This window comes from Mesorhizobium sp. CNPSo 4689 (genome assembly GCF_057784325.1).
The window spans coordinates 48,696-73,060 of sequence record NZ_JBWLUZ010000011.1 but is presented as its reverse complement, the minus strand read 5'-3'; the positions used below and the strand labels follow the sequence as shown (position 1 = coordinate 73,060).

Sequence of the window (24,365 nt, the reverse complement as noted above, 5' to 3'; positions counted from 1 at the left end):
CGTGCCTTTTTTCACGGTTCAATACAGGAAAACCGGATTTGTCGTTTGCCGGCGCGTCCGGATGCGGCAATTGCCCTTTGGCCGGGCGGCCCCTATGTTGCGCCGCACCCCAACATATCGAGGAAATCACATGCGCTATCTGCACACCATGGTTCGCGTCGCCGACGTCGATGCATCGCTCGATTTCTACTGCAACAAGCTCGGCATGAAGGAAGTGCGCCGCCACGAAAATGAGCAGGGGCGTTTCACGCTGATCTTCCTTGCCGCGTCCGAGGACGAGCAGAGCGGCATCGCAGACAAGGCGCCGCTGGTCGAACTGACCTACAATTGGGATCCGGAAGACTACAAGGGCGGCCGCAATTTCGGCCATCTCGCCTATGAGGTCGACGACATCTATGCCACCTGCCAGCATCTGATGGACAATGGCGTCACCATCAACCGGCCGCCGCGCGACGGCAACATGGCCTTCATCCGCTCGCCGGACGGCATCTCGATCGAGCTCCTGCAGAAAGGCCCGGCCAAGGCCAAGGCCGAGCCCTGGGCTTCGATGCCGAACACCGGAAGCTGGTAGCCGATCAATTTATCTTGAGCGGGTACCGCCGGACGGAGACGCCCGGCGTCCTTTGCCGTTTCGCACGACGGCACCTATGTACCCGGCTGTCGCGCCAGCTTAGCAAGGCTGGCACCCTGTCAAGCCATGGGCGCCTGCCCTCCCCCGGAGAACTCATACATGCCGACCAGCCGCGCCGACGTCGCCACCGAACATGCCAGCCGTTACCTGCAGCAGCTTTGCAAGCATTGGGCGCACAAATTCCCAGTCGAGTTCGACCCGACCCACGGCACCATCGACCTCTCTATGGGCCGCACCGTCATGGACGCCGATGCAACCGCCCTCCACATCGCGGTGACATCGGATGAGGCCGGTTCGCTCGAGCGCCTGGAAGCAGTCGTCGCCGACCACATCAAGCGCTTCGCCTTCCGCGAGGAACTGACCTTCGACTGGAAACAGGCTCCGGCGACCTAGGCTGCGCGTCAGCCGGAGCTGCCCGCCCCGCCGGCCAGTTCCAGCAGTGCCAGCACCGAACGCCAGTTGCGTGCGGTACCGGGCACTTTGAGGGTGCGTGGGATCAGTCCGGCAAACACCGATTTGCCGAGCCCGTCCGGTGCATGCAGGTAAAGCACGTCGCCCTTGACCTCGAAGCTTTCCGGGCCGGTGCATTTTTCAGCAAGCCGCGCGATCTCCTCGGCGGTCGGCTCGCGCTCCAGCACATAGGCATGGAGCTTGGTCGGGTCGCCGGCGACCTGCGGATAGGGGTTTTCCTTCACCAGCCGCTCGAACCGGCCGAGGTCGCGCACCATGATGCGCGAGTAAAAGCCCCATTTCTTCTCGAAGGCTGCTTCCAGCTGTTTGGTCAGGCTGGCCGCGTCGCTCTTCTTCGCCCGGAAGACGGCGTTGCCGCTCTGCACATAGGTGGCAACACCGGAAAAGCCGAGTTCCTCGAAGAAGGCTCGCAACTCCGCCATCTTGACGATGCGGTTGCCGCCGACATTGATGCCGGAAAACAGCGCGACGAACACCGTCTCTTTTTCGCTCATTCTGGCCCGCTCATATGATGAACCCGGCAAGCGTCTCGTTGTCGGTGATGTCCTGGTACTGGACGCCCTCGGCGTCGAAATTGGCCTTCAGCAAATCGAAATTGCGGCGGTCCTTGGTTTCGATGCCGATCAGCACCGAACCGAAATTGCGCGCCGATTTCTTCAGATATTCGAAGCGGGCGATGTCGTCGTCAGGCCCGAGCATTTCGAGGAAGTCGCGCAACGCGCCGGGCCGCTGCGGAAAGCGGATGATGAAGTACTTCTTCAGTCCTTCGAAGCGCAGCGCCCGCTCTTTCACATCGGGCAGCCGCTCGAAGTCGAAGTTGCCGCCCGACACCACCGCGACGATGGTCTTGCCCCTTATCTCCTTCTTCGAAAAATCCTTCAGCGCGTCGATCGCCAGCGCGCCGGCCGGCTCTAGCACCACGCCTTCGACGTTGAGCATCTCGATCATGGTCGCGCAGAGCCGGTTTTCCGGGATCAGCCGCACGGCATCGGCGGCAAACTCCTTGAGGTGGCGCAGTGGTTCGCGGCCGATCTCGGCGACCGCGGCACCGTCGACGAAATTGTCGACCTTGGCGAGCTTGATCCGCTTTCCGGTGGACAGGCTTTCGCTCAGGCTCGGCGCTCCGGCCGGCTCGCAGAACACGAAGCGCGTGTCGCGGTTCTGGTCGGCGAAGTAATGCGTCACGCCAGCGGCCAGGCCGCCGCCGCCGACCGGCAGCATGATGACGTCGGGCATGCGCGCGCCAGGCATCTGGTCGGCGATCTCATAGGCGACGGTCGCTTGCCCCTCTATGATGTCCTTGTGATCGAAAGGCGGCACCATATGCGCGCCCGCACTTTCGGTGAATTCGAAGGCGGCGCGGTAGCAATCGTCAAAGAAGTCGCCGACCAGCCTGATCTCGACGAAGTCACCGCCGAACAGACGCGTCTTGTCGATCTTCTGCTGCGGTGTCGTCACCGGCATGAACACGACACCCTTCTTGCCGAAATGGCGGCAGACGAAGGCAAAGCCCTGCGCATGATTGCCGGCCGAGGCGCAGACGAAAAGCTCGGCATCGTTGCCGGCGGCGAGGGCCTTGCGGAAAAAGGTGAAGGCGCCGCGGATCTTGTAGGAGCGCACCGGGGTCAGGTCCTCGCGCTTCAAGAGCACCCGCGCCCCGGTCTTCTTCGACAGATAGTCGTTTTCCTGCAGCGGCGTTTCCGGAAAGATCTGGCGGATCGCAGTGGCGGCGGCGGCGACGCGGGAGGAGAAACTGTTCATGGCGCCGTCACCTCTGGATCGAATGGTTCGAACGCGAAGCCTATTGCACAAATCGCTGTTTGCGGCCACCGATGCCGTGCGGCCGTCTTAACACGCCAGCAGAAATCCATTGGAGCCATCCATGTCCGTTTCGGCCGTCGCTTTAAAGACCATGTCATTGCCGGAATTCGGCGAGCCGACGGTGATGCCGCTCGTCCCACGAACCACCTACGAGGCACGCATCGAAGCACTGGCGGCGCGCGGCTCAAGGGCAGGCTTCGATGCCTTCGTCGTCTATGGCGACCGCGAGCATGCCGCCAATGTCGCCTATCTCTCAGGCTACGATCCCCGTTTCGAGGAGACGCTGCTGGTCATCCTTCCCGGCAGAGCGCCGAAGCTGCTGGTCGGCAATGAGGGCTGGGGCTACGCCGAGATCTGCGACGGGCCCTATGAACGTGTCCTCTACCAGACCTTCTCGCTGCCGGCGCAGCCGCGCGACCGCTCCGACGCGCTGCCCGACATCCTTGCCGGTTGCGGCCTGAAAGCCGGCCAGCGCATCGGCGCCATCGGCTGGAAACCATTCGGCGCCGGCGATGCCGGCTTCGGCGAGACGACACTCGACCTGCCCTCCTTCATCGCCGACACGCTGCGCGCGCTTTTCGGCGACAAGGGCGCGGTGTTGAACGCGGCGGATCTGCTGATGAACCCGGCGGACGGCCTGCGGGCGATCAACGAGGCCGACCAGCTGGCCGCCTTCGAATTCGCCGCAACCTTTTCCTCGCAAGGCCTGCGCAACGTCCTCAGGGGCATCGAACCCGGCATGAGCGAATTGCAGGCGACGCGGCTGATGGGCATCAACGGCCTGCCCCTGTGCTGCCATCCGATGCTGTCAGCCGGCAAGCGGGCGCCCTATGGCCTGCCGAGCCCCCGCCTCGACGTCATCAAGCGCGGTGACCCGATCACCATGGCCTATGGCATCCAGGGCTCGCTCAATGCCCGTGCCGGCTTTCTGGCCGAAAGCGCGGCCGATCTGCCGCCAGCCATCCGCGACTATGTCGAAAAAGTGGTCGCGCCGTATTTTTCCGCCGTCGTCGACTGGTACGACACGGTCGGCATCGGCGTTCCCGGCGGCGCCTTGTGGAAGGCGGTGCATGACCGCATCGGCGATCCGTTCTTCGGTGTCTCGCTCAATCCGGGCCATCTCGTCCATATCGACGAATGGATGCATTCGCCGGTGTTTTCCGGTTCGCAGGTCAAGCTGCAATCGGGCATGGCGCTGCAGATCGACATCATCCCGGCGACCGGGACGGACTATTTCACCACCAACATCGAGGACGGCATCGCGCTCGCCGACGAGGCGCTGCGCGAGGAGATCGCGGCGCGCTACCCGGAAGCCTGGCGCCGCATCGAGGCGCGCCGCGCCTTCATGGTGGATGTGCTCGGCATCCGGCTGAAGCCCGAGATACTGCCCTTCTCCAACATTCCGGCCTTCCTGCCGCCTTATTGGCTTTCGCGCAACACTGCGATGGCCGTCGCCCGGCGCTGACAACATTTCGGCTGGACACGACTTACTTCTGCCGCACTTCGCCTGTCCGGGAGGTGTCGCGGAGGTTGGGCCGGAGTGGAATTTCAAAAAGTGCGTTTGAAGACGATTTGCATCTTTGCCCTTGCCTTGCTGATTGCTGGCTGTGGCGGCCGCAAGACCGAGGAAATTCTCGGCAGCGCCGTCGTGTCCACGCCGGTGACGGAAATCGCCGGCAACCACTCGATCTTCATCGCCACCACCCGCAAGAAGTCCGACGACCCCAACAAGGTGTTCGACGGCGAGCGTTCGGCGACGCTGAACTATGCCCGCGTCAACGTCACCGTTCCGGGAATCCACGAGACCGGCCAGATCGAGCGGCGCTCACGCGGCAAGTCTAACGACCCGGCCAAATATTTCATGGCCTCCGAGGTTGTGGGCTACGACACCCAGCCAAAATTCTCCAGCGCGCTGAGCGCCGACATCGCCGCACGCGGCGGCCGCGTCATGGTCTTCGTCCATGGCTACAACACCGGCTTCGACGACGCCGTCTACCGGCTGACCCAGATCGTCCACGATTCCGGCTATCCGGGCACGCCGGTGCTGTTTTCCTGGGCGTCGGGTGCCAAGACCACCGACTATGTCTACGACAAGGAAAGCGCCAGTGCGGCCCGCGACCAGCTGGAAGTGACGCTGCGGATGCTGGCGCAGACCGGCGCCCGGCGCATCGATATCGTCGCGCATTCGCTCGGAACCTGGGTCACCATGGAGACATTGCGGCAGCTCGCCATCACCGGCGACCGTGATCTCGGCGGTAAGCTGGGCGATGTCGTGCTGGCCTCGCCCGATATCGACGTCGACGTGTTCAAGAGCCAGATGCGCCGCTACGGCAAGCCGGACAAGCCGTTCATCCTGCTGCTATCCGACGACGACCGGGCGCTAAGGCTGTCCGGCCTGATCGCCGGTGCGCGGCCACGCGTCGGCGATTACAAGGACGCGGCCGAACTCGCCACCTACGGCGTGACGGTCGTCGATCTCTCCAGCGTCAAGGGATCGGACAGGTTCAACCACACCAAATTCGCCGACAATCCCGAACTGGTGAAGATGATCGGGCAGCGGCTGCGCGCCGATGACGGCTTCGCCAGCGACCAGGAAGTGACCGACCGCATCAACCTGCTCGGGCAATGAGGTGGTTCTTCGGCTGCCGCCCCTTTAGCTCACTTTGAACTGGACCGGGCTGCACTCTGCCTTTATCGAATGGGCACAGACGTCGTGAGCATGGCGTCACCAGCGGGAGCCGGCGTGTGACCGTGCGTTCGAAGAGCTTCCTTGTCGTGGCGTTCGCGCTCGCTCTCGCAGGCTGCGCCGGCCCGAACACGCACGACCTGCTCAACAAGACGACGGTCGCCGCGCCTGCGTCCGACATTGCGGCCACGCATGAGATCTTCGTCGCCACCACCCGCCAGCAAGCCACCAAGGACCCGCAGCAGGTGTTCGACGGCGATCGCTCGCTGACCACCAGCTATGCCCGCGTCGACGTCACCGTCCCCAAGGTCCATCAGGTCGGCGCCATCGAACGGGCCAAGGGCTCCGCCAACAGCAACCCGGCCAAACAATTCACGGCGACCGGCGTCGTCCACTACGAGGACGCGTCGCAATTCGGCAAGGCGGTCGGCGCCGACATCGCCATGCGCGGCGACCGCGCCCTGGTTTTCGTGCACGGCTTCAACAACGGCTTCGACGACGGCATCTACCGGCTGACGCAGATCGCGCACGACACCAAATATCCGGGCACGCCGGTGCTGTTCTCATGGGCGTCGAGCGGCAAGACCACCGGCTATATCTACGACAAGGAAAGCGCCAACGCCGCGCGCGACGACCTCGAAGCGACGCTGCGTATGCTGGCGAAAACACGCGTCAAGAGCATCGACATCATCGCCCACTCGATGGGAACCTGGGTGACGATGGAGGCGCTGCGCCAGCTAGCCATCACCGACGACCGCGACCTCGACGGCAAGCTGGGCTACGTCATCCTGGCCTCGCCCGATATCGACGTCGACGTGTTCAAGAAGCAGATGATCCGCTACGGCAAACCTGACAAGCCTTTCGCCATCCTGCTTTCCGCCGACGACCGCGCGTTAAAACTGTCTTCCATCATTTCCGGCGACAAGCCGCGCGTCGGCGACTATGGCAATGCGGCCGACCTCGCCAGCTACGGCGTGTCCGTCGTCGACCTCAGCCAGACCAAGGGCGGCGACCGTCTGAACCACGCCAAATTCGCCGACAATCCGATGCTGGTGCAACTGCTGGGCGACCGGCTGCGCACGCCGGCCGGCCTGGCCTCGGACGAACCCGACCCAACGCAGCTCAACAATCTCGGCCAGGGCCTCGGCAAGGCCGTCGGATCGGTCGCCGAAATCGTCATCACCACACCGTTCAAGGTGCTGACCATCGCCACCGGCGGATAAAGCACGCCGCCTGGTTCTCAGATAAAAAGGTCGACCTTCTGGAAGGTCGTGACATCGACCAAGCCGACATCGGAGATTCTGAGTTCGGGGATCACCACCAGCGCCAGCAGCGAGTGCTGCATATAGGCGTTGTTCAGCGAACAGCCCATCTTGCGCATCGCCTCGGTGAGTTTCTCCGCCTTGGCCGCGACGATCTCCGCCCGCTCATCCGACATCAGGCCGGCGATCGGCATTTCGACCAGCGCCAGTTCCTTGCCCTTGGAGAACAGCACGACGCCGCCGCCGACCTCGCCCAGCCGGTTGACGGCGAGCGCCATGTCTTGCTTGTTGGTGCCGACGACGATGATGTGATGGCTGTCATGCGCGACGCTGGAGGCCATGGCACAGTCGCCCATATAGCCGAAGCCGGAGACGAAGGCGTTGGTGATGCCGCCGGTGCCCCTGTGGCGCTCGACCAGCGCGATCTGGCAGACATCGTTGCGCCGGTCCATCGCGACCAGCCCGTCCTCGACCGGCAGATCGGCCTCCAGCGCCCGCGTCGGCGCCTGGTTCTCGATGACGCCGATGACCCGCACCCGCACCTCGTTGGCGCCCTTGGGAGCTGCGATGTCGAAATCCCTCGCCTTGAGCTTCTTGCCGAGCTTCACCGTGTTCTTCGCCGTCTTCGGATAGTCATAGGCCGGGATATCGATATCGAGCTTGCCGCCCTTGGCCAACCGAACGCCGCGGCCATAGACCTCGTCGATGGTCATCGCGGCAAGATCCGAGACGATCAGCAAATCGGCGAGCCGTCCCGGTGCGATCGAGCCGATCTCGCGCTCCAATTTGAAATGCTGGGCGGTGTTGAGCGTCGCCATCTGGATCGCTGTCACCGGCTTCAACCCTTGCTGGATGGCGTGCCGCACCACGCGGTCCATATGGCCTTCCTGGACCAGCGTGCCGGAATGGCTGTCGTCGGTGCATAGGATGAAATTGCGCGGATCGATCCCGCTCTCCGTCACCGCCTTGATCTGCGAGGCGACGTCATACCAGGCAGAGCCCAGCCGCAGCATCGCCTTCATGCCCTGGCGCACGCGAGCGATGGCGTCCTCGGCGCGCGTACCCTCATGGTCGTCCTCCGGGCCGCCGGCGACATAGCCATGGAACGGCAGACCGAGGTCGCGCGAGGCATAGTGCCCGCCAACCGTCTTGCCCGCCTTCACCGTCGCCGCGATCTCGCCCGACATCACCGGATTATTGGCGGCGACGCCGGGAAAATTCATCACCTCGCCGAGTCCGATGATGTTTTCCCATGTCATGGCTTCAGCGACATCGGCGACCGTCAGTTCGGCGCCGGCATGCTCCAGCCCCGGCGCCGAGGGGACGCAGGACGGCATCTGCACATGCACGTTGATCGGCATGGCGACGGCCTCGTCATGCATCAGACGGACACCGGGAAGGCCGAGCACATTGGCGATCTCATGCGGATCGATGAACATCGAGGTGGTGCCGTGCGGGATCACGGCGCGGCAGAATTCCGTCACCGTCACCATGCCGCTCTCGACATGCATATGCGCGTCGCAAAGGCCGGGCACCAGATAGCGCCCGCTGGCGTCCACCACCTTGGTGCCCTGCCCGATGGCGTGGCCGGCGTTCGGCCCGCAATAGGCGAAGCGGCCGCCGGCAATGGCGATATCTGTGCCGGCGATGATCTCGCCGGAATGGACATTCACCCAGCGCCCGTTGCGGATGACGAGATCGGCCGGCTTGCGCCCCATGGCGACATCGACCAGATGCGTCGCCATCTCGGTCCAGGGCTTTGGTTTCGTGGTGTTCGCGCTGCTCGCCATTGGGGACTCCTGTTTACCCACTGTGCCAATCCGGCGCGGTTTTGACCAGTTGGCAAAGCCAGATTGTGCTTGATGCAGGACCGTTTCATGATCCGCTCTTCCGGCAAGGCGAAATGCTCTAAATTAGGCTCACATCTGGCGACTGGGCGGATTGGCGAGGAAGATGGCACAGACGATCCGATTTGCAGTTTTCGTGCTGTCGGCATGCTTGGCCGGCCTCGCCTTCTTCACCCTGCATCCGTTCTGGAGGTGGCTGGCGCCGATCCTGATCTTCGTCGCCGGCTCCATGCTGGCCGAATACGCCTTCAACCGGCTGGCATCGCCTCTGGAGAAACAGCGCGACCTGGAGGATCGGACGCGCAACCCGCCGATATGAGCCGTTGCCAAGGCCGTTGGCGGCACTCGCCGCGCAGGCCCGAGCTTGTTGACTAATCTGGCTAAAACGCGATGCTGACCCGGACCGAACCGTAAGAGGGAACCATGACCCGTGTCTGGAAAGCGTTCACCATCGTCATCCTGTTTACTGCGTCAACCGCTTTTGCAGCCGCCGAGGAACGCTGGCAAACCTTGCCGGAACCGGCGGCCATGCCCAAGCCTGATCAGAGCGGGTATGCGCCGGTCAATGGCATCCAGATGTACTACGCCGTTTTCGGTGCGGGCCGACCCGGTGCTGCTGATCCATGGCGGCCTCGGCCACGCCGACATCTGGGCCAGCCAGGTGGCGACACTTTCCAAAACCCACAAGGTGATCATCGCCGACAGCCGTGGCCACGGCCGCTCGACCCGTACCGAACAGCCTTATGGCTACGATTTGATGGCGTCGGACTATCTGGCGCTGCTCGACTATCTGAAGATCGACAAGCTTGTCGGCTGGAGCGATGGCGGCATTATCGGTATCGACATCGCGCTGCATCATCCGGAACGGCTGACGAGGCTATTTGCGCAAGCCGCCAACGTCACCACCGATGGCGTCGATCCGGGCGTCATGACCAACAAGACCTTTGCCGCCTACATCGACCGCTCCGGCCGCGACTACAAGAAGATGTCCAAGACCCCGGACCAGTATGACGCCTTCGTGGCGCAGATCAGCCACATGTGGGAGACGGAACCGGCGTGGACCAAGGAACAGCTCGGCAAGATAACCACGCCGACGGCGATCGTCGCCGGCGATCATGACGAGGCTATAAAGCGCGAACACACCGAATACATGGCCTCCGCCATTCCGGGCGCCAAGCTCATCATCCTGCCCAACGCCAGTCATTTCGCCATGCTGCAGGCGCCGGAATACAGCCAGGCGGCGCTGGATTTCATCGACGCCAAATAGGGCACTCTTGCGCCGCGACAGGCGGATTCGATTGTTGAGCAAGGGGATTCCGTTTTGCGGCGAATAGGGCTACCCTGCAACCTAGGGATTTTCTGAACCGCCATTTCGGAGAACTCGATGCGTCGTCTGACGCTTGCCAGTGCCGGCTTTCTTGCCCTCCTGTGCGGGTCGGCTTTCGCCGCGGACCTGGGCACCGAACTGCCGATGACCGCGCCAGGCTTCGACTGGACGGGCTACTATGCCGGTCTGCAGGCCGGCTATGGCTGGGGCAGCTCCGACATATCTGGAACGGAAGGCGAGCCATTTAGCGCCTCGCCCGACCTCGGCGGCGGCTTCATTGGCGGTCATGTCGCCGGCCTCTGGCAGTTCGACCAGGCCGTGGTCGGCGCCGTGGCCGAACTCAACTACGCCTCCATTGACGGCTCGACTGAACTCGGCCCTGGAAACACATTCGGCACCGACATCAAGTGGCTCGGATCGGTGAACGCCAAGGCCGGCTTCGCCATGGACCGCTTCCTGCTCTACGGCATTGGCGGCATCGCCTTCGCCGGCATCGAAACGTCGCAGAACGCAGGCACGTCATTCGCCACGACGCGCACGAGTGTCGGCTGGACCGTTGGCGCCGGCGTCGACTACGCGCTGACCGACCAATTCGTCGTCGGCGCCCAGTATCGCTATTACGATTTCCGCTCCGAGCACTTTGACGCGCCGGACGCCTTTGTCGATCGCGACCAGAATGTGAAGCTGAACACGGTCGGCATCAACTTGAGCTACAAGTTCTGAGCATCCACCATCGCGAAAGATCTGACCTTGTGCCAGCTCTTCCTCGTCGCTGGGCGCGAGTAAGGACCAATCTGATTGAGTGCTGCCTGAGCTGCGAAGTACGACAGTAGCGGCCCGACAGCCCGTTGGGGTGAGATTGACTGGCTGCCGGGCCTGACCGGCTTGGGGGCAAGCCGGCTGGGCCAAGCCTAATATTAGCAACTGTGCAACAAAACCCCGACGTGGCGTTTTCCCCTTGTTATGCGCGACTAGCCGCCAGGAATTGGTGCGGACGACGGGAATCGAACCCGTACGATCAGAGATCGAGGGATTTTAAGTCCCTTGCGTCTACCAATTCCGCCACGTCCGCAGGCCGCGATATCAAGCACTTAAGCGAACACAGGTCCAGCCAGGAGAGCCCAATTGACACCCAAAGGCCGGATTACTGTTCTGCGCCCGTTCTCATCGCAGCTTCGATCGCCGCCGCCGCGCCAACCACATCGAGGCCACCAGCAACGCGGATGCGTGGGTGTGTCTGAGGCCGTGGAACCGGACCTTGGGAAACTCGACCACAGGGCGCCCTCCTCCGCGCCGAAGACCGGAGGCGGCGGTATCGTAAGCTTGTATCTGGTCGTCGCGTCGTTCGCGCCGCTCTGACCGGCGATTACCGGAAGCATTTGGGAGTACTAGCAGCTCTTTGGCAACAAAACAGCCCGCCGGCCGGAGCCAGCGGGCATTCTGCTTTCTGAAGTTACGCTAGTTCATCCGGCGTCAGTTGACGGCAGAGAACTCGCCGCCGCGGACGTTCCCAACCCATATCTTGCCCGCATCGTCGGCCACTACGCAACTTTCAAATTGCCAGGTTTTGTCGCCGTTCGATACCGCGACAGTTACACGTCCAGTGACACCTCCAGGTAGCTTTGTTTCGGAGATGGTTTTGTTCTGACCATCGACACGCGTGACCTTGCCGTCGTCGGTCACAACAATAAAAATTCCATTGATACCCCCCACTGCAGCCATCAGTTACCCTCCATAGTTGGTTGCGAGAGACAATAGAACTTGATCGCTGCCGCCTAGCAAGTAGATTCTTTCGATCCCGGTTAGGATTTGAGTACGAGTTGCTTAGCTTCACCGCGCGATTAGCTTCGGGCGGCTCAACTGCCTGTGTGCCCGAACCACTACCGATCAACGCTGATGAATCGCGGGCAGCCGGTCACGGCATAGCTTGGCGTCGTGTACGTCCCTATTCCCGTGAAATAGTGGCAGGTGGATGCGCCCGTTGGGCTCCTTTCCTCGTGGTAGAGAACGCCTGTCGACGTCGCGAGCAGTGCACCAAGCGAAAGAACGATCAGCACGCACAGGCCGGAGAGCGCTTTCAGCATTTCCTTATTCTTTCGGCCAGCCGCTCGTGTCGATCGGCATTAGGAACTCGAAGTTGTTGAGATCGTCCTCACAGTCGAGCCGATAGACGACAGCATCCTTTCCAACCCGGACAATCAGAGGCTGGAAATCTTCGGAGTGGATCGCCCACCAATAGCCCTCATGGACCGCAGCCGGATCGACCGCATAATCCGGATCGAGCAATTCCTCTTCCGTTAGCTTCCCCTTCTGCGGCCAGCCGCTGGTATCTACACGCTGGAGCATGTCGAATTCGCCGATATGGTAGGGCCAGTCGTCGCCCATACGTGTGGCCTCTTGGCCATGTACATCGATGATTTCGGGCAGGCCGTCGTCTTCTGGGTGAAGGCTGATCGCCCACCAGTATCCGTTCTGCCTTTGCATTTCCCGCTGAACCTGCATGACTTCTCCATATCGTTTGGGACCGCACGCTCACCGCAGACGTGCATAAGCGTTCCGCGAGCCAGTTGATGTTCAAGGAGTTGTGTTGGGCAGCCGTGCTGCTCGTTGTCTACGACGTAAGGGCTCCCCCATCGTCGGTTATCATGCGGCGTTATTCAGAGGTTGCCGGGCGCCGCTTTTCTCAAGGCACGCTGCAAAAGTATCTGAGCCGTTTGGGCAGTCAAGAAGGAGTGGCTTGCAAACTATGTCCGGCAAAAGCCACAAGCAGCGCCAGAGCGCGCCAGACGCATCGGCGGTGTAGGACAGCGGCCGGGAGAAACGCGCGCTGGCAGGGCTCTCTGGTCACGCGCGCGGCTACCTCTGTCCCGGTTCGGGACCAAACTGCTGGCATCGGTTTTGCACTGAAGAAATTGCCGGTACTCCTCCACCGGTCCCGATCGGGGGTCGGGTTGTCAATCTCGCCGGGCCATGGGCTTGGGGTTTCATGCCCGGCGAGTTTTCTTTCAACGGTCCAACGATGCTGAAGCTCCGCCGAAAGCCGCAGAACAACTATCCGAACGCCGATCGCTTCGGCGATGATGGCCTGCGCCTCTATAGCGCCTACGAAGCGGCGAAGGTTCGACAACGATTGCAACAAGGTGGGATCAAGCGCATCCGGGTTGCCGCGATCGTCCTGGCTTCCATCGCTGCTGTGCTGCTCGTGATCGCCGCGCGGTAGCGTAGCCAAGGCCGATTCCAGCGGCCCGGCGGCCAAGGGCGGGGGGCTCGGGGTTTGACCGCCGGGCCTAACCGGCAAACGGGGTAGGTTGCCGGCTGGCAAATTATAGGCCGTTCATTGGAATATTCAATTTTGCTAAAATGCCTAGGAGCTAAAATTAGGCGCCACGAACACGGCGGCGACATACAGGACGAGCCGCACGACGACGACACCGACCGCGAGCCGTTCCTAGGAATGGGGCAACGCCACAGGACAGACCGGCGTTGGCGTCGAAGGCTGGACCGACACCGACAACGAGCAGGGCTCCGTCGTCCCGAGCCATCGCTGAAGGTGATCACGATCGTTGGGCCGTTCCCCGGTTTCGGGTTCGGTCGCTGAAAGAGGAAAACTTTTCCGCTTTGGCCCGCAGCCTCACGGTTGCGGGCCTTTTCATTGCTCAGCCCCTGCGTCTCGACGCCGATCTGCGGAACGAATACGTCGTGATGTCGTCACGGGAAATCCCGATGTCGCTGAGCATGTCGTCTGGTGCGTCACTCAGTTCGTCCATTGCCTTCAACTGCGCCTTCTGATCGGCTCGGCGATCGAGCCAATCGACAAGGGGACCAACTGCGACAAGAGGAAGATTCACAAGCATAGGAAGGTTCACAAGCATCGGAGCACTCCCTTCACCGCTGCAGGAAACTGCACGTAGCCTAGGCCGATACGTCGATGCGTCTGTGACAAACCTCACAGATCCCTACGGGCAAAACTGCCCGGCTGCCGATGGTGGCGGGCTTTCTCTATCTTGTGGCAGAAAAGTCACGCAGCTTGAATATGCAGAGCTTCAACCGGCGCGAGCTTATTATCCAACTAAGCGAGGCGTACCGTAGTTTCACGGGCAAAGGGGGACGCCCGACAACACTCCTCCCGAACTAGCGCCCGCTGCTTCTCCCTGGGTGGCGGGCCTTTTTTCATTGTCCCGGCTACCCCTACGGCCACCCAGACTCAGTTTTGCCAGGGTATCCAGTAAGTCAATAGAATGCAGATTATCGTTTGATTTCAACGTGGTGCGGACGACGGGAATCGAACCCGTACGATCAGAGATCGAGGGATTTTAAGTCCCTTGCGTCTACCAATTCCGCCACGTCCGCGCCCGTTGCTTTTCGGGGCTTCGCGCCAAAACGTCAACCGCCTCTGTGCAGGCACAAGAATGCGTCACCCCCTCAACATGGGCTCCGGAGGTTGCAACAGGCTGTGCGCGAGCCTCGGCATCCGAGAACCGAGCTGCCTCAAGCGCTCGATGTCTCGCGCACGCGGGCGCTGAAACAGGCAGTCGTTTCAGGCCGGAATTGGGTGTAATTTCAGGTGCTGGATGAGGATGATCGTCTTGGCGTCGATGATGCGGCCGTCGGCAATACCGGCCAGCGCGTCATCAAGGGTCATTTCCAGGACTTCGATGTCCTCGCCTTCCTCCGGTGCGCCGCCGCCGGCCGAAATGCGGTCGGCGGGCGAGTAGCGGGCGATGAAGAACCAGAGCCGTTCGGTCACGCTGCCGGGGCTCATATAGGGGGCAAACAGCCGCTCGACGTTCTTCAGACGATAGCCGAGTTCCTCCTCGGCTTCCTTGCGGATACAGGTTTCCGGGTCGTTTTCGTCGAGCAGGCCTGCGCAGGCCTCGATCAGCGGCTCGCGATGGCCGGTGACATAGGCCGGATAGCGGAACTGCCGCACAAGCAGCACCGTCGAGCGCTCGGGATCGAACGGCAGGATCACCGCGCCGTCGCCGCGATCGTAGGTCTGGCGGATCTGGGTCTCCCACTGCCCGTCACGGCGGCGATAGTCGAGCACGGTCTTCTTCAGGACCGCCCAGTCATCGGAAAGCACTTCCTCCGAACGGATGCGAATGCGATCTTCCATGATGAACTCCGATAACCTGCGTGCTCGCGCATGAGGCGTAGCCGTGAACCGCCATTCATGCAATCGGGCCAGCCATTGGTCCAGGACGGTCAATCACTGCCCCGTGTCTGGCGCCGGCCGCATCGCCTGACTAAATAGCGGATTGCGCCCTCCAGGAGCTTTCGATGACCACATCGCTTTTCCAGCCGATCACGCTTGGCGGCCTCAACTTTCCGAACCGCATCGCGGTGGCGCCGATGTGCCAGTATTCCGCCGAGGACGGCTCGGCCAGCGACTGGCACCTCCACCACTGGATGAACCTTGCAATGTCCGGCGCCGGCATGGTCACCGTCGAGATGACTGACATCGAACGGCGCGGCCGCATCTCGCATGGCTGCCTCGGGCTTTATTCCGACGACAACGAGGCCGCGGCCAGGCGCACGCTCGATGCGGCCAGGCGCGTCGCCCCACCCGGCACGAAATTCGGCACCCAGCTTGCCCACGCCGGCCGCAAGGCCTCCAACAGGAGGCCATGGGAAGGCGGCGGACCGCTCGCGGCCGACCAGGACCCCTGGCCGGTCGTCTCCGCCTCGGCCATCGCCTACGACACAGGCTGGCAAGTGCCGCATGCCCTGGAGGACGGAGAGATCCTGCAGCTCATCGAGCGTTTCGCCGAAGCGGCAAGGCGGGCCGAACGGGCCGGCTTCGATTTCATCGAACTGCACGCCGCGCACGGCTATCTGATCTTCCAGTTCCTGTCGCCGCTGTCCGCACCGACCGTTGGGGCGGCTCGCTGGAAAACCGCATGCGCTTTGTCGTCGAGATCGCCAAGGCGGTGCGGAAGGCCGTGCCCGAGCTGATGCTCGGCGCGCGCCTGTCGGTGAAGGAATGGGTCGATGGCGGCTTCGATGTCGAGGACGCGATCGAAGTGGCCAAGGCGCTGAAGGCTGAGGGCATCGCCTATCTCTGCTGTTCGAGCGGCGGCAATTCGCCATTGCAGCAGCTGCCGTCAGGCCCCGGCTATCAGGTGCATCTGGCGGAAGCCGTGCGCAAGGGAGCCGACATCCCGACGCGCGCCGTCGGCCTGATCGACGATCCGCAGCAGGCCGAGATGATCATCGCCGACGGCCGCGCCGATATGGTGGCGCTGGCGCGCGCCTTCCTTGCCGACCCGCGCTGGGGCTGGCGCGCGGCGGCCACCTTCGGCGAGGAAATCCACCCGGCGCCGCAGCTTGCCCGCTCGGTGACAACGATGCGGCATTGGATGAAGGCGGCGGGTTGATCACACCGGATTGTGGCTGCTGAGACGTTTGGGCGCACGCTGGCAGACACGATTGCAACCAAATTGGCTGCTTTGCGTTGGCGGCCATGATGGACAGCAAACCTTTTGAAACGCCGGTGGTGGTCGAACTCGGCCATGTCGGCAAATATCGCCAGATCCGCAGCACCCGGGAAGCCGCGGAGTGCCTGATGACAGTGTGGCCGCTCAACCGCGGCCCTCGGCATCGTGATGCGCTCGACACTTGCCTCAAAGTGCTGGAAGGGTATCGTTCGACCGCGGACGCGCGCCGGGCATTGATCGAAGCGGCCAAGGAATCGGAAGTGCTGGTTCCCAACGACAGGCTGCTCGACAGCAAGCGGCATTGAGCAACGAGCCTTTCACCAGGAGGACTTCATGGCGAAGCTGACTTACAAGATCGTCGAGCATGATGGCGGCTGGGCCTACAAGGTCGGCTCGACCTTCTCGGAAACGTTCCCCAGCCATCAGGATGCGCTGCGCGCCGCCGAGATCGCTTCGGCCGAGCAGCAGATTGCCGGCACCACGGACGGCATCCAGTACGAGGACGCCGACGGCAAATGGCATGACGAACTGGCCGATGGCCGGGATCGGCCGCAAACCGAAGTTTCCGATTAGCCCAGTGTTGGTGACTGCGGCGGCTGCGGATGCCCCCCGAGAGCATCCTGCCAGCCACTCGCAAGTGCGGTTGATTACTTGCCGCAGTAATGATCGTTGACGCTCAGCCCGGCATTGGCGTCGGGTCCAGCCGTGTTCGAGGCACAAGGGCCGACCGGACCGGAATTGCCCAGCGTGTTCAGGCCTGATGCATCGCTACCCGCGGCTATGCTGCCGGTGGTGTTTCGATCGACAGACCTCGTGTCCTCATTGCCGAATAGCCAATTGTGATGACTGTCGGACGTTGACTCGGCTGACTGGGCCAGTGCCGATGTAGCGAGGCCGATGGTCAAGGCCGACGCGGCAAGAATTTTCATGATCATTGATGTTTACTCCGTGTCTCTGCCGCAAAGGTGCGGCGCGGGTACAACCGGTAGTCAGCCCAAAGGTTCAGTGAAATTGTTGTGAGGCTGTGTTGATGTTCGGCCCGTGAACGCCCGCTCGGCAATGCGCTTGATGAAAGCGATGACGCGTTCCGGCTCGACGAATTGCGGCATATGTCCAAGCCCGTCGACAGCCTCGAAATCGAGCCCTTTGATCCTGTCCCGCATCGGCTCGCCATGGACAGCGATGCCAATGACGCGGTCGGCCGTGCCGAACAGGATGCCGGCCGGCATGGCGATCTCGCCATAGCGCTGCTCGATGCGGCCGAGATCCTGTTCCACCGCCACGACATCGGTCGAAGTCGCATGATAGTGGGCGGGCCGCAGTCCGAGCCAGCCACCGCCTGCGATCATGTAGTCGCCGGCAACTGGCTGCGGCGCGAAGATGAATTTCATCGTCGGCTCCGCGTATTTCAAGCTTACCGGTATCGCCACCGTATAGGCCATGATCCAGCGCAACAGGCGTGAAGGAACATAGAGCAGGTCGAATTTTTGGCGCACCCTGGTTTCCAGATGCGTCAACGGCGCGAGCAAGGCGATGCCCGAAATCGTCTCGGGATGTTCCACCGCCAAGGTCAGCACGATAGCGCCGCCAAGCGAATGGCCGACGACCAAAGGACGTTCCAGCCCAAGCGCCTCGATGAAGCGCCGCACCAGTTGCGCCTGCTCCGGCAGCCGGCCAGTCGCTCCGCTTGCCCGGAGCGAATGGCCCGAGCCCGGGCGGTCGAGCGCGATCAGTTGGTAGCCGGGGCCGAAACGGTCGAACAGCGTATGCCGGAAATGGTGAAGCTGCGCGCCAAGCCCATGCAGGAACACGATCGGCCTGCCCTCGCCGGTCTCGACGTAATGGATGCGGTTGCCGTCGATTTCGATGAACTTTCCGTTCGCCGGCACCAGCCTTTCGGCCTTCGCGGCGATCCACCATGTCGCCAGAACCAGGCCGGCGACCACGATCACCGCCAGCAGCAGCAGGCCGCCGAACAGCCACGACAACACGGACAGAAGCATTTTTCACCCGAAGCGAACGCCCCGCACCATACCTGCCGCCGGTGCCACCGCAAGGCCATCGACGCGCGATCCGTGGCGCATTGCCGCCGGCCGCCCGCCGCGCTATCTCAGGCGACCCAGTCTTCCCAAGGCGACATGTTGCCGGAGCCCCTCATGCCTGAAATCGTCACCGCCGCCATGCTTGTCATCGGCGACGAGATCCTGTCCGGCCGCACCAAGGACAGGAACATCGGCCACCTCGCCGACATCATGACGGCGATCGGCATCGACCTGAAGGAAGTGCGCATCGTTCCCGACGAGGAGGACGAGATCGTCGCCGCGGTGAATGCCGTGCGTGCCCGCTACACCTACGTCTTCACCACCGGCGGCATCGGCCCCACGCATGACGACATAACGGCGGATTCGATCTCCAAGGCCTTCGGCGTGCCGTGCGAGTACGACGCCAAGGCCTATGCCATGCTGGAAGCGAGCTACGCCGCGCGCGGCATCGAATACACCGAAGCACGCAAGCGCATGGCGCGCATGCCGCGCGGGGCCGACCATATCGACAATCCCGTCTCGATCGCGCCCGGCTTTCGCATCGGCAACGTCCATGTCATGGCCGGTGTGCCGTCGATCTTCCAGGCCATGCTCGACAATGTCGTGCCGACGCTGAAGGCGGGCACCAAAATGCTCTCGGCGACCGTGCATTGCCCGTTCGGCGAAGGCATGGTCGGCGGGCCGCTGGGCGACATCCAGAAAGCCCATCCGAACACGATAATCGGCTCCTATCCGAAATATGGCGACGGCAAGTTCTGGACCGAGCTCGTCGTCCGCGCCCGCAGCGAAGAGGCGTTGGAGGCGGCGCGCAAGGATGTCGAAGCCATGGTGGCCGGCATCGCCGCCGGCGCAACTGATCCGTGATCCCCGGGCCGCGAGCGGCCCGGAACCAAGCATGGCGTTCTGACGTTTCCCCCGGGCGCACCCAGCGCCAGCAGATTTTGAGGGATTCCCATGCGCTTCAAGACCATCGTCGCGATATTGCAGAACGAACAGGATGCCGAGCGCGTGCTCGACTGCGCCATCCCACTCGCCGAGCGCTTCCAGAGCCATCTCGTCGGCATCCATGCCGAGGCGCTTCCCGTCCCCTACACCTCCGCGACGGGCTTTCCCGACACAGAGTTCCTGCAGGTCTCCGCCGAAATGAACAAGGAGCGGGCCGAGAAATTGCAGGCGCTCTTCCTCAAGCGCATCGAGGAGTCCGGCCTGTCCTTCGAATGGCGCAGCCTCGAGAGTTTTTCCGGCGATAGCGCGCTGACCGGCATCTCCAACGTCCGCGCCGCCGATCTGGTCATCGCCGCGCAGCGCGACACCGGCGGCGACCCGAGCGCCGACGTCGACACGCTGGTCTACGATGCCGGGCGGCCCGTGCTCGTCGTGCCGCATGCCGGCCCTCTTGTCACCACCTTCAAGCACGTGCTGCTGGCCTGGAACGGCAGCAAGGAGGCAGCCCGCGCGGCCTTCGACGCCCTGCCCTTCATCATAGAGGCCGAGAAGACGGACATACTGGTCATCGATCCGCCGGAGACGCTGGACGATAGCCCGGACGCCGCCGGCGCCGAAATCGCCGCCGCACTTTCCAGGCATGGCGCGACCGTCAGCGTCTCGGTGCAGCAGTCGGGCGGCATCTCGGTCGATGACCTCATCCAGACCAGGATCACTGAGACCGGCGCCGACCTTTTGGTGCTCGGCGCCTACAGCCACTCCTGGCTGCGCCAGCTTCTGTTCGGCGGCGTGACGCGCACGGTGCTGCGCTCAGTGCAGGTTGCGGCCTTCCTCTCAAGGTAATGCATGTCGCCCAAAAGTGTGCGACGCGCTTCAAGTCCACAGGCATCGCTTGCCGCCACCTTGCCAAGACCAGCGCTTTCCGGCTAATTCCGCCCGCATTCCATCGTGACTGCGCGCGGCCAGCGCGCCTGCGGAGTGCGCGACCATGTCTCTTCCCGAAAAAGCCTTCCCGGTCTCCTGGGACCAGTTCCACCGCGACGCCCGCGCGCTTGCCTGGCGGCTTGCCGGCGCCAATAAAGGACAATGGAAGGCGATCGTCTGCATCACCCGCGGCGGTCTCGTGCCGGCCGCCATCATCTCGCGCGAACTCGGCATCCGGGTCATCGAGACCGTCTGCGTCGCCTCCTATCACGACTACACCTCGCAAGGGCAGTTGCAGGTGCTGAAGGAGATCACACCGGCGCTGCTCGCCGACGACGGCGCCGGCGTGCTGATCATCGACGACCTCACCGACACCGGCAAGACGGCGGGCATCGTGCGCGCGATGATGCCGAAGGCGCATTTCGCCACCGTCTACGCCAAGCCGAAAGGCCGCCCGCTGGTCGACACCTTCGTCACCGAGGTCAGCCAGGACACCTGGATCTATTTTCCGTGGGACATGGGTTTTACCTATCAGAAGCCGATCGCCGACGACCACGCCGGCTGATTCGTCGGAAAGCCATTTTTCTGTCTAGCCTGCCTCGGCGAGCACCCTTTGCTTCACAAGGAGGATTGCCGGGCACGATATTTCGTGGAACCGGCCCGCCTTGGTGGAATTTAACCAATCCGAGTGAAGTTTTTTACTTTTAATGCCCAAGATACGTCGTAAGATTCATCAGGCGGCAAATGATTCTGGAGGCTGGGGCAGCTTCTCCGATGTTGACGAGGCCAACGACGCACAATCACCTGGTCGAAAGAGTCCGGCGACTCTTCGGCACCGCGCCGTACCGCCTGCAGGTTGCCGCCCTGCCCTGGCGAGAGGCCGGGCAGGGCGTCGAAATCATGCTGATCACCAGCCGCGACACCGGCCGCTGGGTGCTGCCCAAGGGCTGGCCAGAGGCCAGGGAGCCGCTTTGCGAGGCGGCGGCGCGTGAGGCCGGCGAGGAAGCCGGATTGCGCGGCACGGTCTCGCATTTCGAGGCCGGTCGCTATTTCTACGCCAAGGCGCTGGCTTCCGGCGAGGAAGTGCCGTGCGAGGTGCTGGTCTTTCCGCTGCAGGTCGACCGCGTCGCCGAGCGCTGGAAGGAAAAGCGCGCGCGGACCCGCAAATGGGTAAGCTCGGCAGAGGCCGTGCGCATGATCAACGAGCCGGACCTCTGCCAGATCATCGCCCATTTCTGCGTCGATCCGCACGGATACGCCTGATCTGGAGCTGACCGGCCGAGGGGCGCCAGCCCGGCCAGACGTCGCCGGGCGCCGGGGACGAATGCTTTGCTATTGCGGCTATTGCGTCTAGAGTCGATTGGACTGCTCTGGCGTTTTACCGATGACGAACACTGCACGACCACTCGAAGAGAATTCCGGCGAACACAAACGCGCGCATCGCCAGCGTGTGCTCAAGGGCGGCACGATCATCACCGGCATCCAGAATTCCGAGGTCAGTTGCACCTTGCGCAATCAGCATGCTGGCGGCGCCGAGTTGAAGGTTGCCCCCGACTCGCGGGTTCCCGACAATTTCCTGCTCTATGTGCCGGTCGATGGAATTGCCTATCGCGCGGAAGTCCGCTGGCGCCGCACTGACCGCGTCGGCGTCCGCTTCACCGGCACCGCGCCGAAGCCGAAGCTGCATTACGGCTGACGCCATTCCATCGAAGGCACCCGGACCATTCGATCCGGGTGCTCTTTATCCGGGTGTCAGGATCCGGGTGTCAGGCGAAATCAGACCACCAGTCCTTTGGTCAGCTCGAGCGCCTGACGCTCGAACAGCCGGCGGTAGATGCCGCCGTTCAGCCGGATCAGCTCGTCATGCGAGCCCTCTTCGGTGATGCGGCCGCGATCGAACACCAGCAGCCTGTCCAGCGCCCGCACCGTCGACAGCCGGTGCGCGATGACCAGCGTCGTGCGGCCGACCATCAGCCGCTCCATCGCCTCCTGGATGAGCACTTCCGATTCCGAGTCGAGGCTCGACGTGGCCTCGTCGAGGATCAGGATGCGCGCATCGGCAAGGAACGCACGCGCGATCGCCACCCGCTGGCGCTCGCCGCCCGACAGCTTCACGCCGCGCTCGCCGACCAGCGTCCCGTAGCCCTTCGGCAGGTTGGCGATGAAGTCGTGCGCGCTGGCCAGCCGGGCCGCATGCTCGATCTCGGCCTGGCTGGCGTTCGGGCGGGCATAGGCGATGTTTTCCGCCAGCGACCGGTGGAACAGGATCGGCTCCTGCTGGACGATTGCGATCTGCCCGCGCAGCGACGCCTGCGCAACCTCGGAAATATCCTGGCCGTCGATCAGGATCCTTCCGGCGCTTACATCATAGAGGCGCTGGATCAGCTTGACGAAGGTCGTCTTGCCCGAGCCGGAATGACCGACCAGGCCGACGCGTTCGCCGGGCGCGATCTCCACCGAGAAGTCGCGATAAAGCGGCAGCCGATGGTTGCCATAATGGAAGGTGACCTTGTCGAAGGTGATGCGGCCGTCACCGATGCGGATCGGCCCGGCGCCGGGTCCGTCCTCGATGCCGAGCGGTTCGGACTGGAAATCGACCAGTTCCTCCATGTCGTTGATCGAGCGCTGCAGATTGCGGATATGCGTGCCGATGTCGCGCAGATAACCCTGCAGCACGAAGAACGAGGTCAGCACGAAGGCGACATCACCGGCGCTGGCCTCACCCCAAGCCCACAGCATCAGCGCCAGCCCGATCACCGCCGTCCTGAGCAGCAAAAGCATCGTGCCTTGCGTCGTGCCGTTGACGGTGCCGCGCACCCAGGTGCGGCGCGTACGCGCTCGCCACTTGGCGACCACCCTCGCGAGCCGCGTTTCCTCGCGCGCCTCGGCGCCAAATCCCTTGACCACGGCGTTGCAGCTCACCGCGTCGGCCAGCGAGCCGCCGAGGCGCGTGTCCCATGTGTTGGCGAGCCTTGCCGCTGGCGCGACATAGCCGAGCGACAGCATCGCCGTGACAGCGATGAACAGCACCGATCCGGCGGCGACCACCGCGCCCATCAGCGGCCAGAACCAGCCGAGCAGCAGCGTCGAGCCGACGAGCATGACGACCGACGGCAGCAACGCAATCAGGATCGTGTCGTTGAGCAGGTCAAGCGCCCACATGCCGCGCGTGACCTTGCGCACCGTCGATCCGGCAAAGCTGTTGGCGTGCCAGTCGGTGGAAAAGCGCTGGACGCGGTGGAAGGCATCGGCGGCGATATCCGCCATCATCTTCAGCGTCAGCTCGACGATGGCCATGAAAGCGGCGTTGCGCAGCACGACGCCGGCCAGCGCCAGCGCCACCAGCATCGAAAAGGCCGCGATGGCCGCATTCCAGGCGGCGTCGTCCGCAGCGGCGCTGCTGGCCACCGCGTCGACCAGCCGTCCCGAATAGAGCGGCGTCAGCACGTCGGCCAGCGTCGACAAAAGGAAGGCGCCCATGATCAGCGAAAGCCGCCACGGCTGGCGCCGCCAATGGATGAGCGTGAAGCCGAGAACGCTGCGGAAGGCGTCGGCGCGCAGGTCGAGTCGAAAACGAGCCATGATGTCATCCGGGCGCAAACGAGCCCGGTCCCGGTAAGGTCAAAATTGAAAAAACCGCGCTGGCGCCATTGGCGCCCGGAAATGCGGAGGTTCGGCATATTTGGCGGCTCGCCGCCCATACAAGGGGCGGCGACCTGCAGCGGCAAATGCCTGTTCTCGGATCAGCTCTCGTCGCGAAGGCGAACCCTCGCGGCGTGCTGACCAGGACCTAGGCTTCGCGGCCTCGCATAACGATGTCAAATCGTGGCATTCGGTTCCTCCTGAAGGGGAAGCGCGGAGGAGTTCTTATAGAGATGCCCCGGCGCATCGCCAAGGCGGGCCGTGACCGAAAGCGCAACTGGTCCAAGCAGTGAGACGATTTTGCAACAACGGTCGGTTGCGCGCCGTTGC

26 protein-coding genes, 2 tRNA genes and 2 pseudogenes are annotated in these 24,365 nt (G+C 63.1%); 17 read left to right on the top strand and 13 right to left on the bottom strand.

From position 1 onward, the window contains the following. Positions 1–130: 130 nt before the first annotated feature. Both gloA and AC04SI_RS17095 read left to right on the top strand, forming a co-directional pair. Positions 131–571, top strand: coding sequence for a lactoylglutathione lyase (gene gloA / locus AC04SI_RS17100; RefSeq protein ID WP_404279225.1), 441 nt, complete (start codon positions 131–133; stop codon positions 569–571). A 159-nt stretch (positions 572–730) separates the two neighbouring features. Further along, on the top strand, positions 731–1,024 hold the full coding sequence (locus tag AC04SI_RS17095; RefSeq protein ID WP_404279223.1) for a DUF2218 domain-containing protein: 294 nt from the start codon (positions 731–733) through the stop codon (positions 1,022–1,024). Positions 1,025–1,032: 8 nt separating this feature from the next. On the opposite strand, the gene AC04SI_RS17090 is transcribed toward AC04SI_RS17095, so the two are convergent. Together AC04SI_RS17090 and ilvA are read right to left on the bottom strand one after the other, a co-directional pair. Next, positions 1,033–1,596, bottom strand: a complete 564-nt coding sequence (locus tag AC04SI_RS17090; RefSeq protein WP_404279221.1) for a DUF1697 domain-containing protein — start codon at positions 1,594–1,596, stop codon at positions 1,033–1,035. A 10-nt stretch (positions 1,597–1,606) separates the two neighbouring features. After that, positions 1,607–2,863 (bottom strand): threonine ammonia-lyase IlvA, encoded by a 1,257-nt coding sequence (ilvA, locus tag AC04SI_RS17085; protein WP_404279219.1) that lies wholly within the window; start codon positions 2,861–2,863, stop codon positions 1,607–1,609. Positions 2,864–2,984: 121 nt separating this feature from the next. Here ilvA and AC04SI_RS17080 point away from each other — a divergent pair, with 121 nt between their 5' ends. From AC04SI_RS17080 to AC04SI_RS17070, 3 genes are all read left to right on the top strand, one after another. Continuing rightward, positions 2,985–4,388 (top strand): aminopeptidase P family N-terminal domain-containing protein, encoded by a 1,404-nt coding sequence (locus tag AC04SI_RS17080; RefSeq protein WP_404279217.1) that lies wholly within the window; start codon positions 2,985–2,987, stop codon positions 4,386–4,388. Between the two features lie 90 nt (positions 4,389–4,478). Continuing rightward, complete coding sequence (locus tag AC04SI_RS17075; RefSeq protein ID WP_404279215.1) at positions 4,479–5,552, top strand: alpha/beta hydrolase; 1,074 nt, start codon at positions 4,479–4,481, stop codon at positions 5,550–5,552. Positions 5,553–5,668: 116 nt separating this feature from the next. Continuing rightward, complete coding sequence (locus AC04SI_RS17070) at positions 5,669–6,832, top strand: alpha/beta hydrolase (RefSeq protein ID WP_404279213.1); 1,164 nt, start codon at positions 5,669–5,671, stop codon at positions 6,830–6,832. Between the two features lie 17 nt (positions 6,833–6,849). On the opposite strand, the gene ade is transcribed toward AC04SI_RS17070, so the two are convergent. Beyond that, entirely contained in the window at positions 6,850–8,661 is a 1,812-nt protein-coding gene (gene ade, locus AC04SI_RS17065; RefSeq protein ID WP_488474530.1) for an adenine deaminase, read from the bottom strand. Positions 8,662–8,824: 163 nt separating this feature from the next. On the opposite strand from ade, the gene AC04SI_RS17060 reads away from it, so the two are divergent. The 3 genes and pseudogenes from AC04SI_RS17060 (at position 8,825) to AC04SI_RS17050 (ending at position 10,768) form a co-directional block, all read left to right on the top strand. Further along, a complete protein-coding gene (locus tag AC04SI_RS17060) occupies positions 8,825–9,037 on the top strand; it encodes a hypothetical protein (protein ID WP_404279210.1) in 213 nt (70 codons plus the stop codon). 104 nt (positions 9,038–9,141) lie between these two features. After that, positions 9,142–9,985: pseudogene (locus AC04SI_RS17055) on the top strand (alpha/beta fold hydrolase). A gap of 117 nt (positions 9,986–10,102) precedes the next feature. Beyond that, entirely contained in the window at positions 10,103–10,768 is a 666-nt protein-coding gene (locus AC04SI_RS17050) for an outer membrane protein (protein ID WP_488474529.1), read from the top strand. 263 nt (positions 10,769–11,031) lie between these two features. On the opposite strand, the gene AC04SI_RS17045 is transcribed toward AC04SI_RS17050, so the two are convergent. From AC04SI_RS17045 to AC04SI_RS17030, 4 genes are all read right to left on the bottom strand, one after another. Next, positions 11,032–11,117 (bottom strand) — tRNA-Leu (locus AC04SI_RS17045). 401 nt (positions 11,118–11,518) lie between these two features. Then, complete coding sequence (locus AC04SI_RS17040) at positions 11,519–11,767, bottom strand: hypothetical protein (RefSeq protein WP_488474528.1); 249 nt, start codon at positions 11,765–11,767, stop codon at positions 11,519–11,521. A 158-nt stretch (positions 11,768–11,925) separates the two neighbouring features. Further along, positions 11,926–12,129 carry a hypothetical protein gene (locus tag AC04SI_RS17035; protein WP_488474527.1) on the bottom strand — a complete coding sequence of 68 codons (204 nt, stop codon included), beginning with the start codon at positions 12,127–12,129 and terminating at the stop codon, positions 11,926–11,928. Positions 12,130–12,133: 4 nt separating this feature from the next. Further along, positions 12,134–12,547 carry a hypothetical protein gene (locus AC04SI_RS17030; protein WP_488474526.1) on the bottom strand — a complete coding sequence of 138 codons (414 nt, stop codon included), beginning with the start codon at positions 12,545–12,547 and terminating at the stop codon, positions 12,134–12,136. Positions 12,548–13,031: 484 nt separating this feature from the next. On the opposite strand from AC04SI_RS17030, the gene AC04SI_RS17025 reads away from it, so the two are divergent. Beyond that, positions 13,032–13,265: a hypothetical protein gene (locus AC04SI_RS17025; RefSeq protein WP_404279202.1), complete on the top strand. Its 234-nt coding sequence runs from the start codon at positions 13,032–13,034 to the stop codon at positions 13,263–13,265. Between the two features lie 436 nt (positions 13,266–13,701). Here AC04SI_RS17025 and AC04SI_RS17020 read toward each other — a convergent pair whose 3' ends face one another. From AC04SI_RS17020 to AC04SI_RS17010, 3 genes are all read right to left on the bottom strand, one after another. After that, complete coding sequence (locus AC04SI_RS17020) at positions 13,702–13,917, bottom strand: DUF1127 domain-containing protein (RefSeq protein WP_488474525.1); 216 nt, start codon at positions 13,915–13,917, stop codon at positions 13,702–13,704. 392 nt (positions 13,918–14,309) lie between these two features. Then, positions 14,310–14,395 (bottom strand) — tRNA-Leu (locus AC04SI_RS17015). Positions 14,396–14,582: 187 nt separating this feature from the next. Continuing rightward, complete coding sequence (locus AC04SI_RS17010; RefSeq protein ID WP_404279198.1) at positions 14,583–15,161, bottom strand: NUDIX domain-containing protein; 579 nt, start codon at positions 15,159–15,161, stop codon at positions 14,583–14,585. A 164-nt stretch (positions 15,162–15,325) separates the two neighbouring features. Between AC04SI_RS17010 and AC04SI_RS17005 the strand changes: the two are divergent. From AC04SI_RS17005 to AC04SI_RS16995, 3 genes and pseudogenes are all read left to right on the top strand, one after another. Then, a pseudogene (locus AC04SI_RS17005) lies at positions 15,326–16,422 on the top strand (NADH:flavin oxidoreductase/NADH oxidase). 86 nt (positions 16,423–16,508) lie between these two features. Continuing rightward, positions 16,509–16,787, top strand: a complete 279-nt coding sequence (locus AC04SI_RS17000) for a DUF982 domain-containing protein (protein ID WP_404279196.1) — start codon at positions 16,509–16,511, stop codon at positions 16,785–16,787. 28 nt (positions 16,788–16,815) lie between these two features. Beyond that, a complete protein-coding gene (locus AC04SI_RS16995; protein WP_120017345.1) occupies positions 16,816–17,055 on the top strand; it encodes a DUF2188 domain-containing protein in 240 nt (79 codons plus the stop codon). A 74-nt stretch (positions 17,056–17,129) separates the two neighbouring features. Here the strand turns inward: AC04SI_RS16995 and AC04SI_RS16990 are convergent, their stop codons facing one another. After that, the gene (locus AC04SI_RS16990) at positions 17,130–17,417 is read right to left on the bottom strand and encodes a hypothetical protein (RefSeq protein WP_404279194.1); all 288 of its coding nucleotides are present in this window, start codon (positions 17,415–17,417) and stop codon (positions 17,130–17,132) included. A gap of 54 nt (positions 17,418–17,471) precedes the next feature. After that, entirely contained in the window at positions 17,472–18,485 is a 1,014-nt protein-coding gene (locus AC04SI_RS16985) for an alpha/beta fold hydrolase (RefSeq protein WP_404279192.1), read from the bottom strand. Positions 18,486–18,638: 153 nt separating this feature from the next. Here AC04SI_RS16985 and AC04SI_RS16980 point away from each other — a divergent pair, with 153 nt between their 5' ends. The 5 genes from AC04SI_RS16980 (at position 18,639) to AC04SI_RS16960 (ending at position 22,089) form a co-directional block, all read left to right on the top strand. Further along, positions 18,639–19,388, top strand: a complete 750-nt coding sequence (locus AC04SI_RS16980; RefSeq protein WP_404279190.1) for a competence/damage-inducible protein A — start codon at positions 18,639–18,641, stop codon at positions 19,386–19,388. Between the two features lie 90 nt (positions 19,389–19,478). Continuing rightward, positions 19,479–20,312: a universal stress protein gene (locus AC04SI_RS16975; protein WP_404279188.1), complete on the top strand. Its 834-nt coding sequence runs from the start codon at positions 19,479–19,481 to the stop codon at positions 20,310–20,312. 145 nt (positions 20,313–20,457) lie between these two features. Next, on the top strand, positions 20,458–20,958 hold the full coding sequence (gene gpt, locus AC04SI_RS16970; protein ID WP_006200882.1) for a xanthine phosphoribosyltransferase: 501 nt from the start codon (positions 20,458–20,460) through the stop codon (positions 20,956–20,958). Positions 20,959–21,167: 209 nt separating this feature from the next. After that, complete coding sequence (locus tag AC04SI_RS16965) at positions 21,168–21,656, top strand: NUDIX hydrolase (protein ID WP_404279185.1); 489 nt, start codon at positions 21,168–21,170, stop codon at positions 21,654–21,656. A gap of 121 nt (positions 21,657–21,777) precedes the next feature. Beyond that, positions 21,778–22,089, top strand: a complete 312-nt coding sequence (locus AC04SI_RS16960) for a PilZ domain-containing protein (RefSeq protein ID WP_192177583.1) — start codon at positions 21,778–21,780, stop codon at positions 22,087–22,089. 80 nt (positions 22,090–22,169) lie between these two features. Here AC04SI_RS16960 and AC04SI_RS16955 read toward each other — a convergent pair whose 3' ends face one another. Further along, positions 22,170–23,975: an ABC transporter ATP-binding protein gene (locus AC04SI_RS16955; protein ID WP_404279183.1), complete on the bottom strand. Its 1,806-nt coding sequence runs from the start codon at positions 23,973–23,975 to the stop codon at positions 22,170–22,172. Positions 23,976–24,365: the final 390 nt, after the last annotated feature.

Excerpts from the sequence above, each read along its gene's own strand:
- AC04SI_RS16955 (WP_404279183.1), bottom strand. The coding sequence starts at position 23,975 with ATGGCTCGTTTTCGACTCGACCTGCGCGCCGACGCCTTCCGCAGCGTT.
- AC04SI_RS17040 (WP_488474528.1), bottom strand. The coding sequence starts at position 11,767 with ATGGCTGCAGTGGGGGGTATCAATGGAATTTTTATTGTTGTGACCGAC.
- AC04SI_RS16985 (WP_404279192.1), bottom strand. The coding sequence starts at position 18,485 with ATGCTTCTGTCCGTGTTGTCGTGGCTGTTCGGCGGCCTGCTGCTGCTG.
- ade (WP_488474530.1), bottom strand. The coding sequence starts at position 8,661 with ATGGCGAGCAGCGCGAACACCACGAAACCAAAGCCCTGGACCGAGATG.
- AC04SI_RS17035 (WP_488474527.1), bottom strand. The coding sequence starts at position 12,129 with ATGCTGAAAGCGCTCTCCGGCCTGTGCGTGCTGATCGTTCTTTCGCTT.
- AC04SI_RS17060 (WP_404279210.1), top strand. The coding sequence starts at position 8,825 with ATGGCACAGACGATCCGATTTGCAGTTTTCGTGCTGTCGGCATGCTTG.
- AC04SI_RS17010 (WP_404279198.1), bottom strand. The coding sequence starts at position 15,161 with ATGGAAGATCGCATTCGCATCCGTTCGGAGGAAGTGCTTTCCGATGAC.
- gpt (WP_006200882.1), top strand. The coding sequence starts at position 20,458 with ATGTCTCTTCCCGAAAAAGCCTTCCCGGTCTCCTGGGACCAGTTCCAC.
- AC04SI_RS17090 (WP_404279221.1), bottom strand. The coding sequence starts at position 1,596 with ATGAGCGAAAAAGAGACGGTGTTCGTCGCGCTGTTTTCCGGCATCAAT.
- AC04SI_RS17020 (WP_488474525.1), bottom strand. The coding sequence starts at position 13,917 with ATGCTTGTGAACCTTCCTATGCTTGTGAATCTTCCTCTTGTCGCAGTT.
- ilvA (WP_404279219.1), bottom strand. The coding sequence starts at position 2,863 with ATGAACAGTTTCTCCTCCCGCGTCGCCGCCGCCGCCACTGCGATCCGC.
- AC04SI_RS17000 (WP_404279196.1), top strand. The coding sequence starts at position 16,509 with ATGATGGACAGCAAACCTTTTGAAACGCCGGTGGTGGTCGAACTCGGC.
- AC04SI_RS17025 (WP_404279202.1), top strand. The coding sequence starts at position 13,032 with ATGCCCGGCGAGTTTTCTTTCAACGGTCCAACGATGCTGAAGCTCCGC.
- AC04SI_RS16960 (WP_192177583.1), top strand. The coding sequence starts at position 21,778 with ATGACGAACACTGCACGACCACTCGAAGAGAATTCCGGCGAACACAAA.
- AC04SI_RS16990 (WP_404279194.1), bottom strand. The coding sequence starts at position 17,417 with ATGATCATGAAAATTCTTGCCGCGTCGGCCTTGACCATCGGCCTCGCT.
- AC04SI_RS16975 (WP_404279188.1), top strand. The coding sequence starts at position 19,479 with ATGCGCTTCAAGACCATCGTCGCGATATTGCAGAACGAACAGGATGCC.
- gloA (WP_404279225.1), top strand. The coding sequence starts at position 131 with ATGCGCTATCTGCACACCATGGTTCGCGTCGCCGACGTCGATGCATCG.
- AC04SI_RS16980 (WP_404279190.1), top strand. The coding sequence starts at position 18,639 with ATGCCTGAAATCGTCACCGCCGCCATGCTTGTCATCGGCGACGAGATC.
- AC04SI_RS17030 (WP_488474526.1), bottom strand. The coding sequence starts at position 12,547 with ATGCAGGTTCAGCGGGAAATGCAAAGGCAGAACGGATACTGGTGGGCG.
- AC04SI_RS17080 (WP_404279217.1), top strand. The coding sequence starts at position 2,985 with ATGTCCGTTTCGGCCGTCGCTTTAAAGACCATGTCATTGCCGGAATTC.
- AC04SI_RS16995 (WP_120017345.1), top strand. The coding sequence starts at position 16,816 with ATGGCGAAGCTGACTTACAAGATCGTCGAGCATGATGGCGGCTGGGCC.
- AC04SI_RS16965 (WP_404279185.1), top strand. The coding sequence starts at position 21,168 with ATGTTGACGAGGCCAACGACGCACAATCACCTGGTCGAAAGAGTCCGG.
- AC04SI_RS17095 (WP_404279223.1), top strand. The coding sequence starts at position 731 with ATGCCGACCAGCCGCGCCGACGTCGCCACCGAACATGCCAGCCGTTAC.
- AC04SI_RS17050 (WP_488474529.1), top strand. The coding sequence starts at position 10,103 with ATGCGTCGTCTGACGCTTGCCAGTGCCGGCTTTCTTGCCCTCCTGTGC.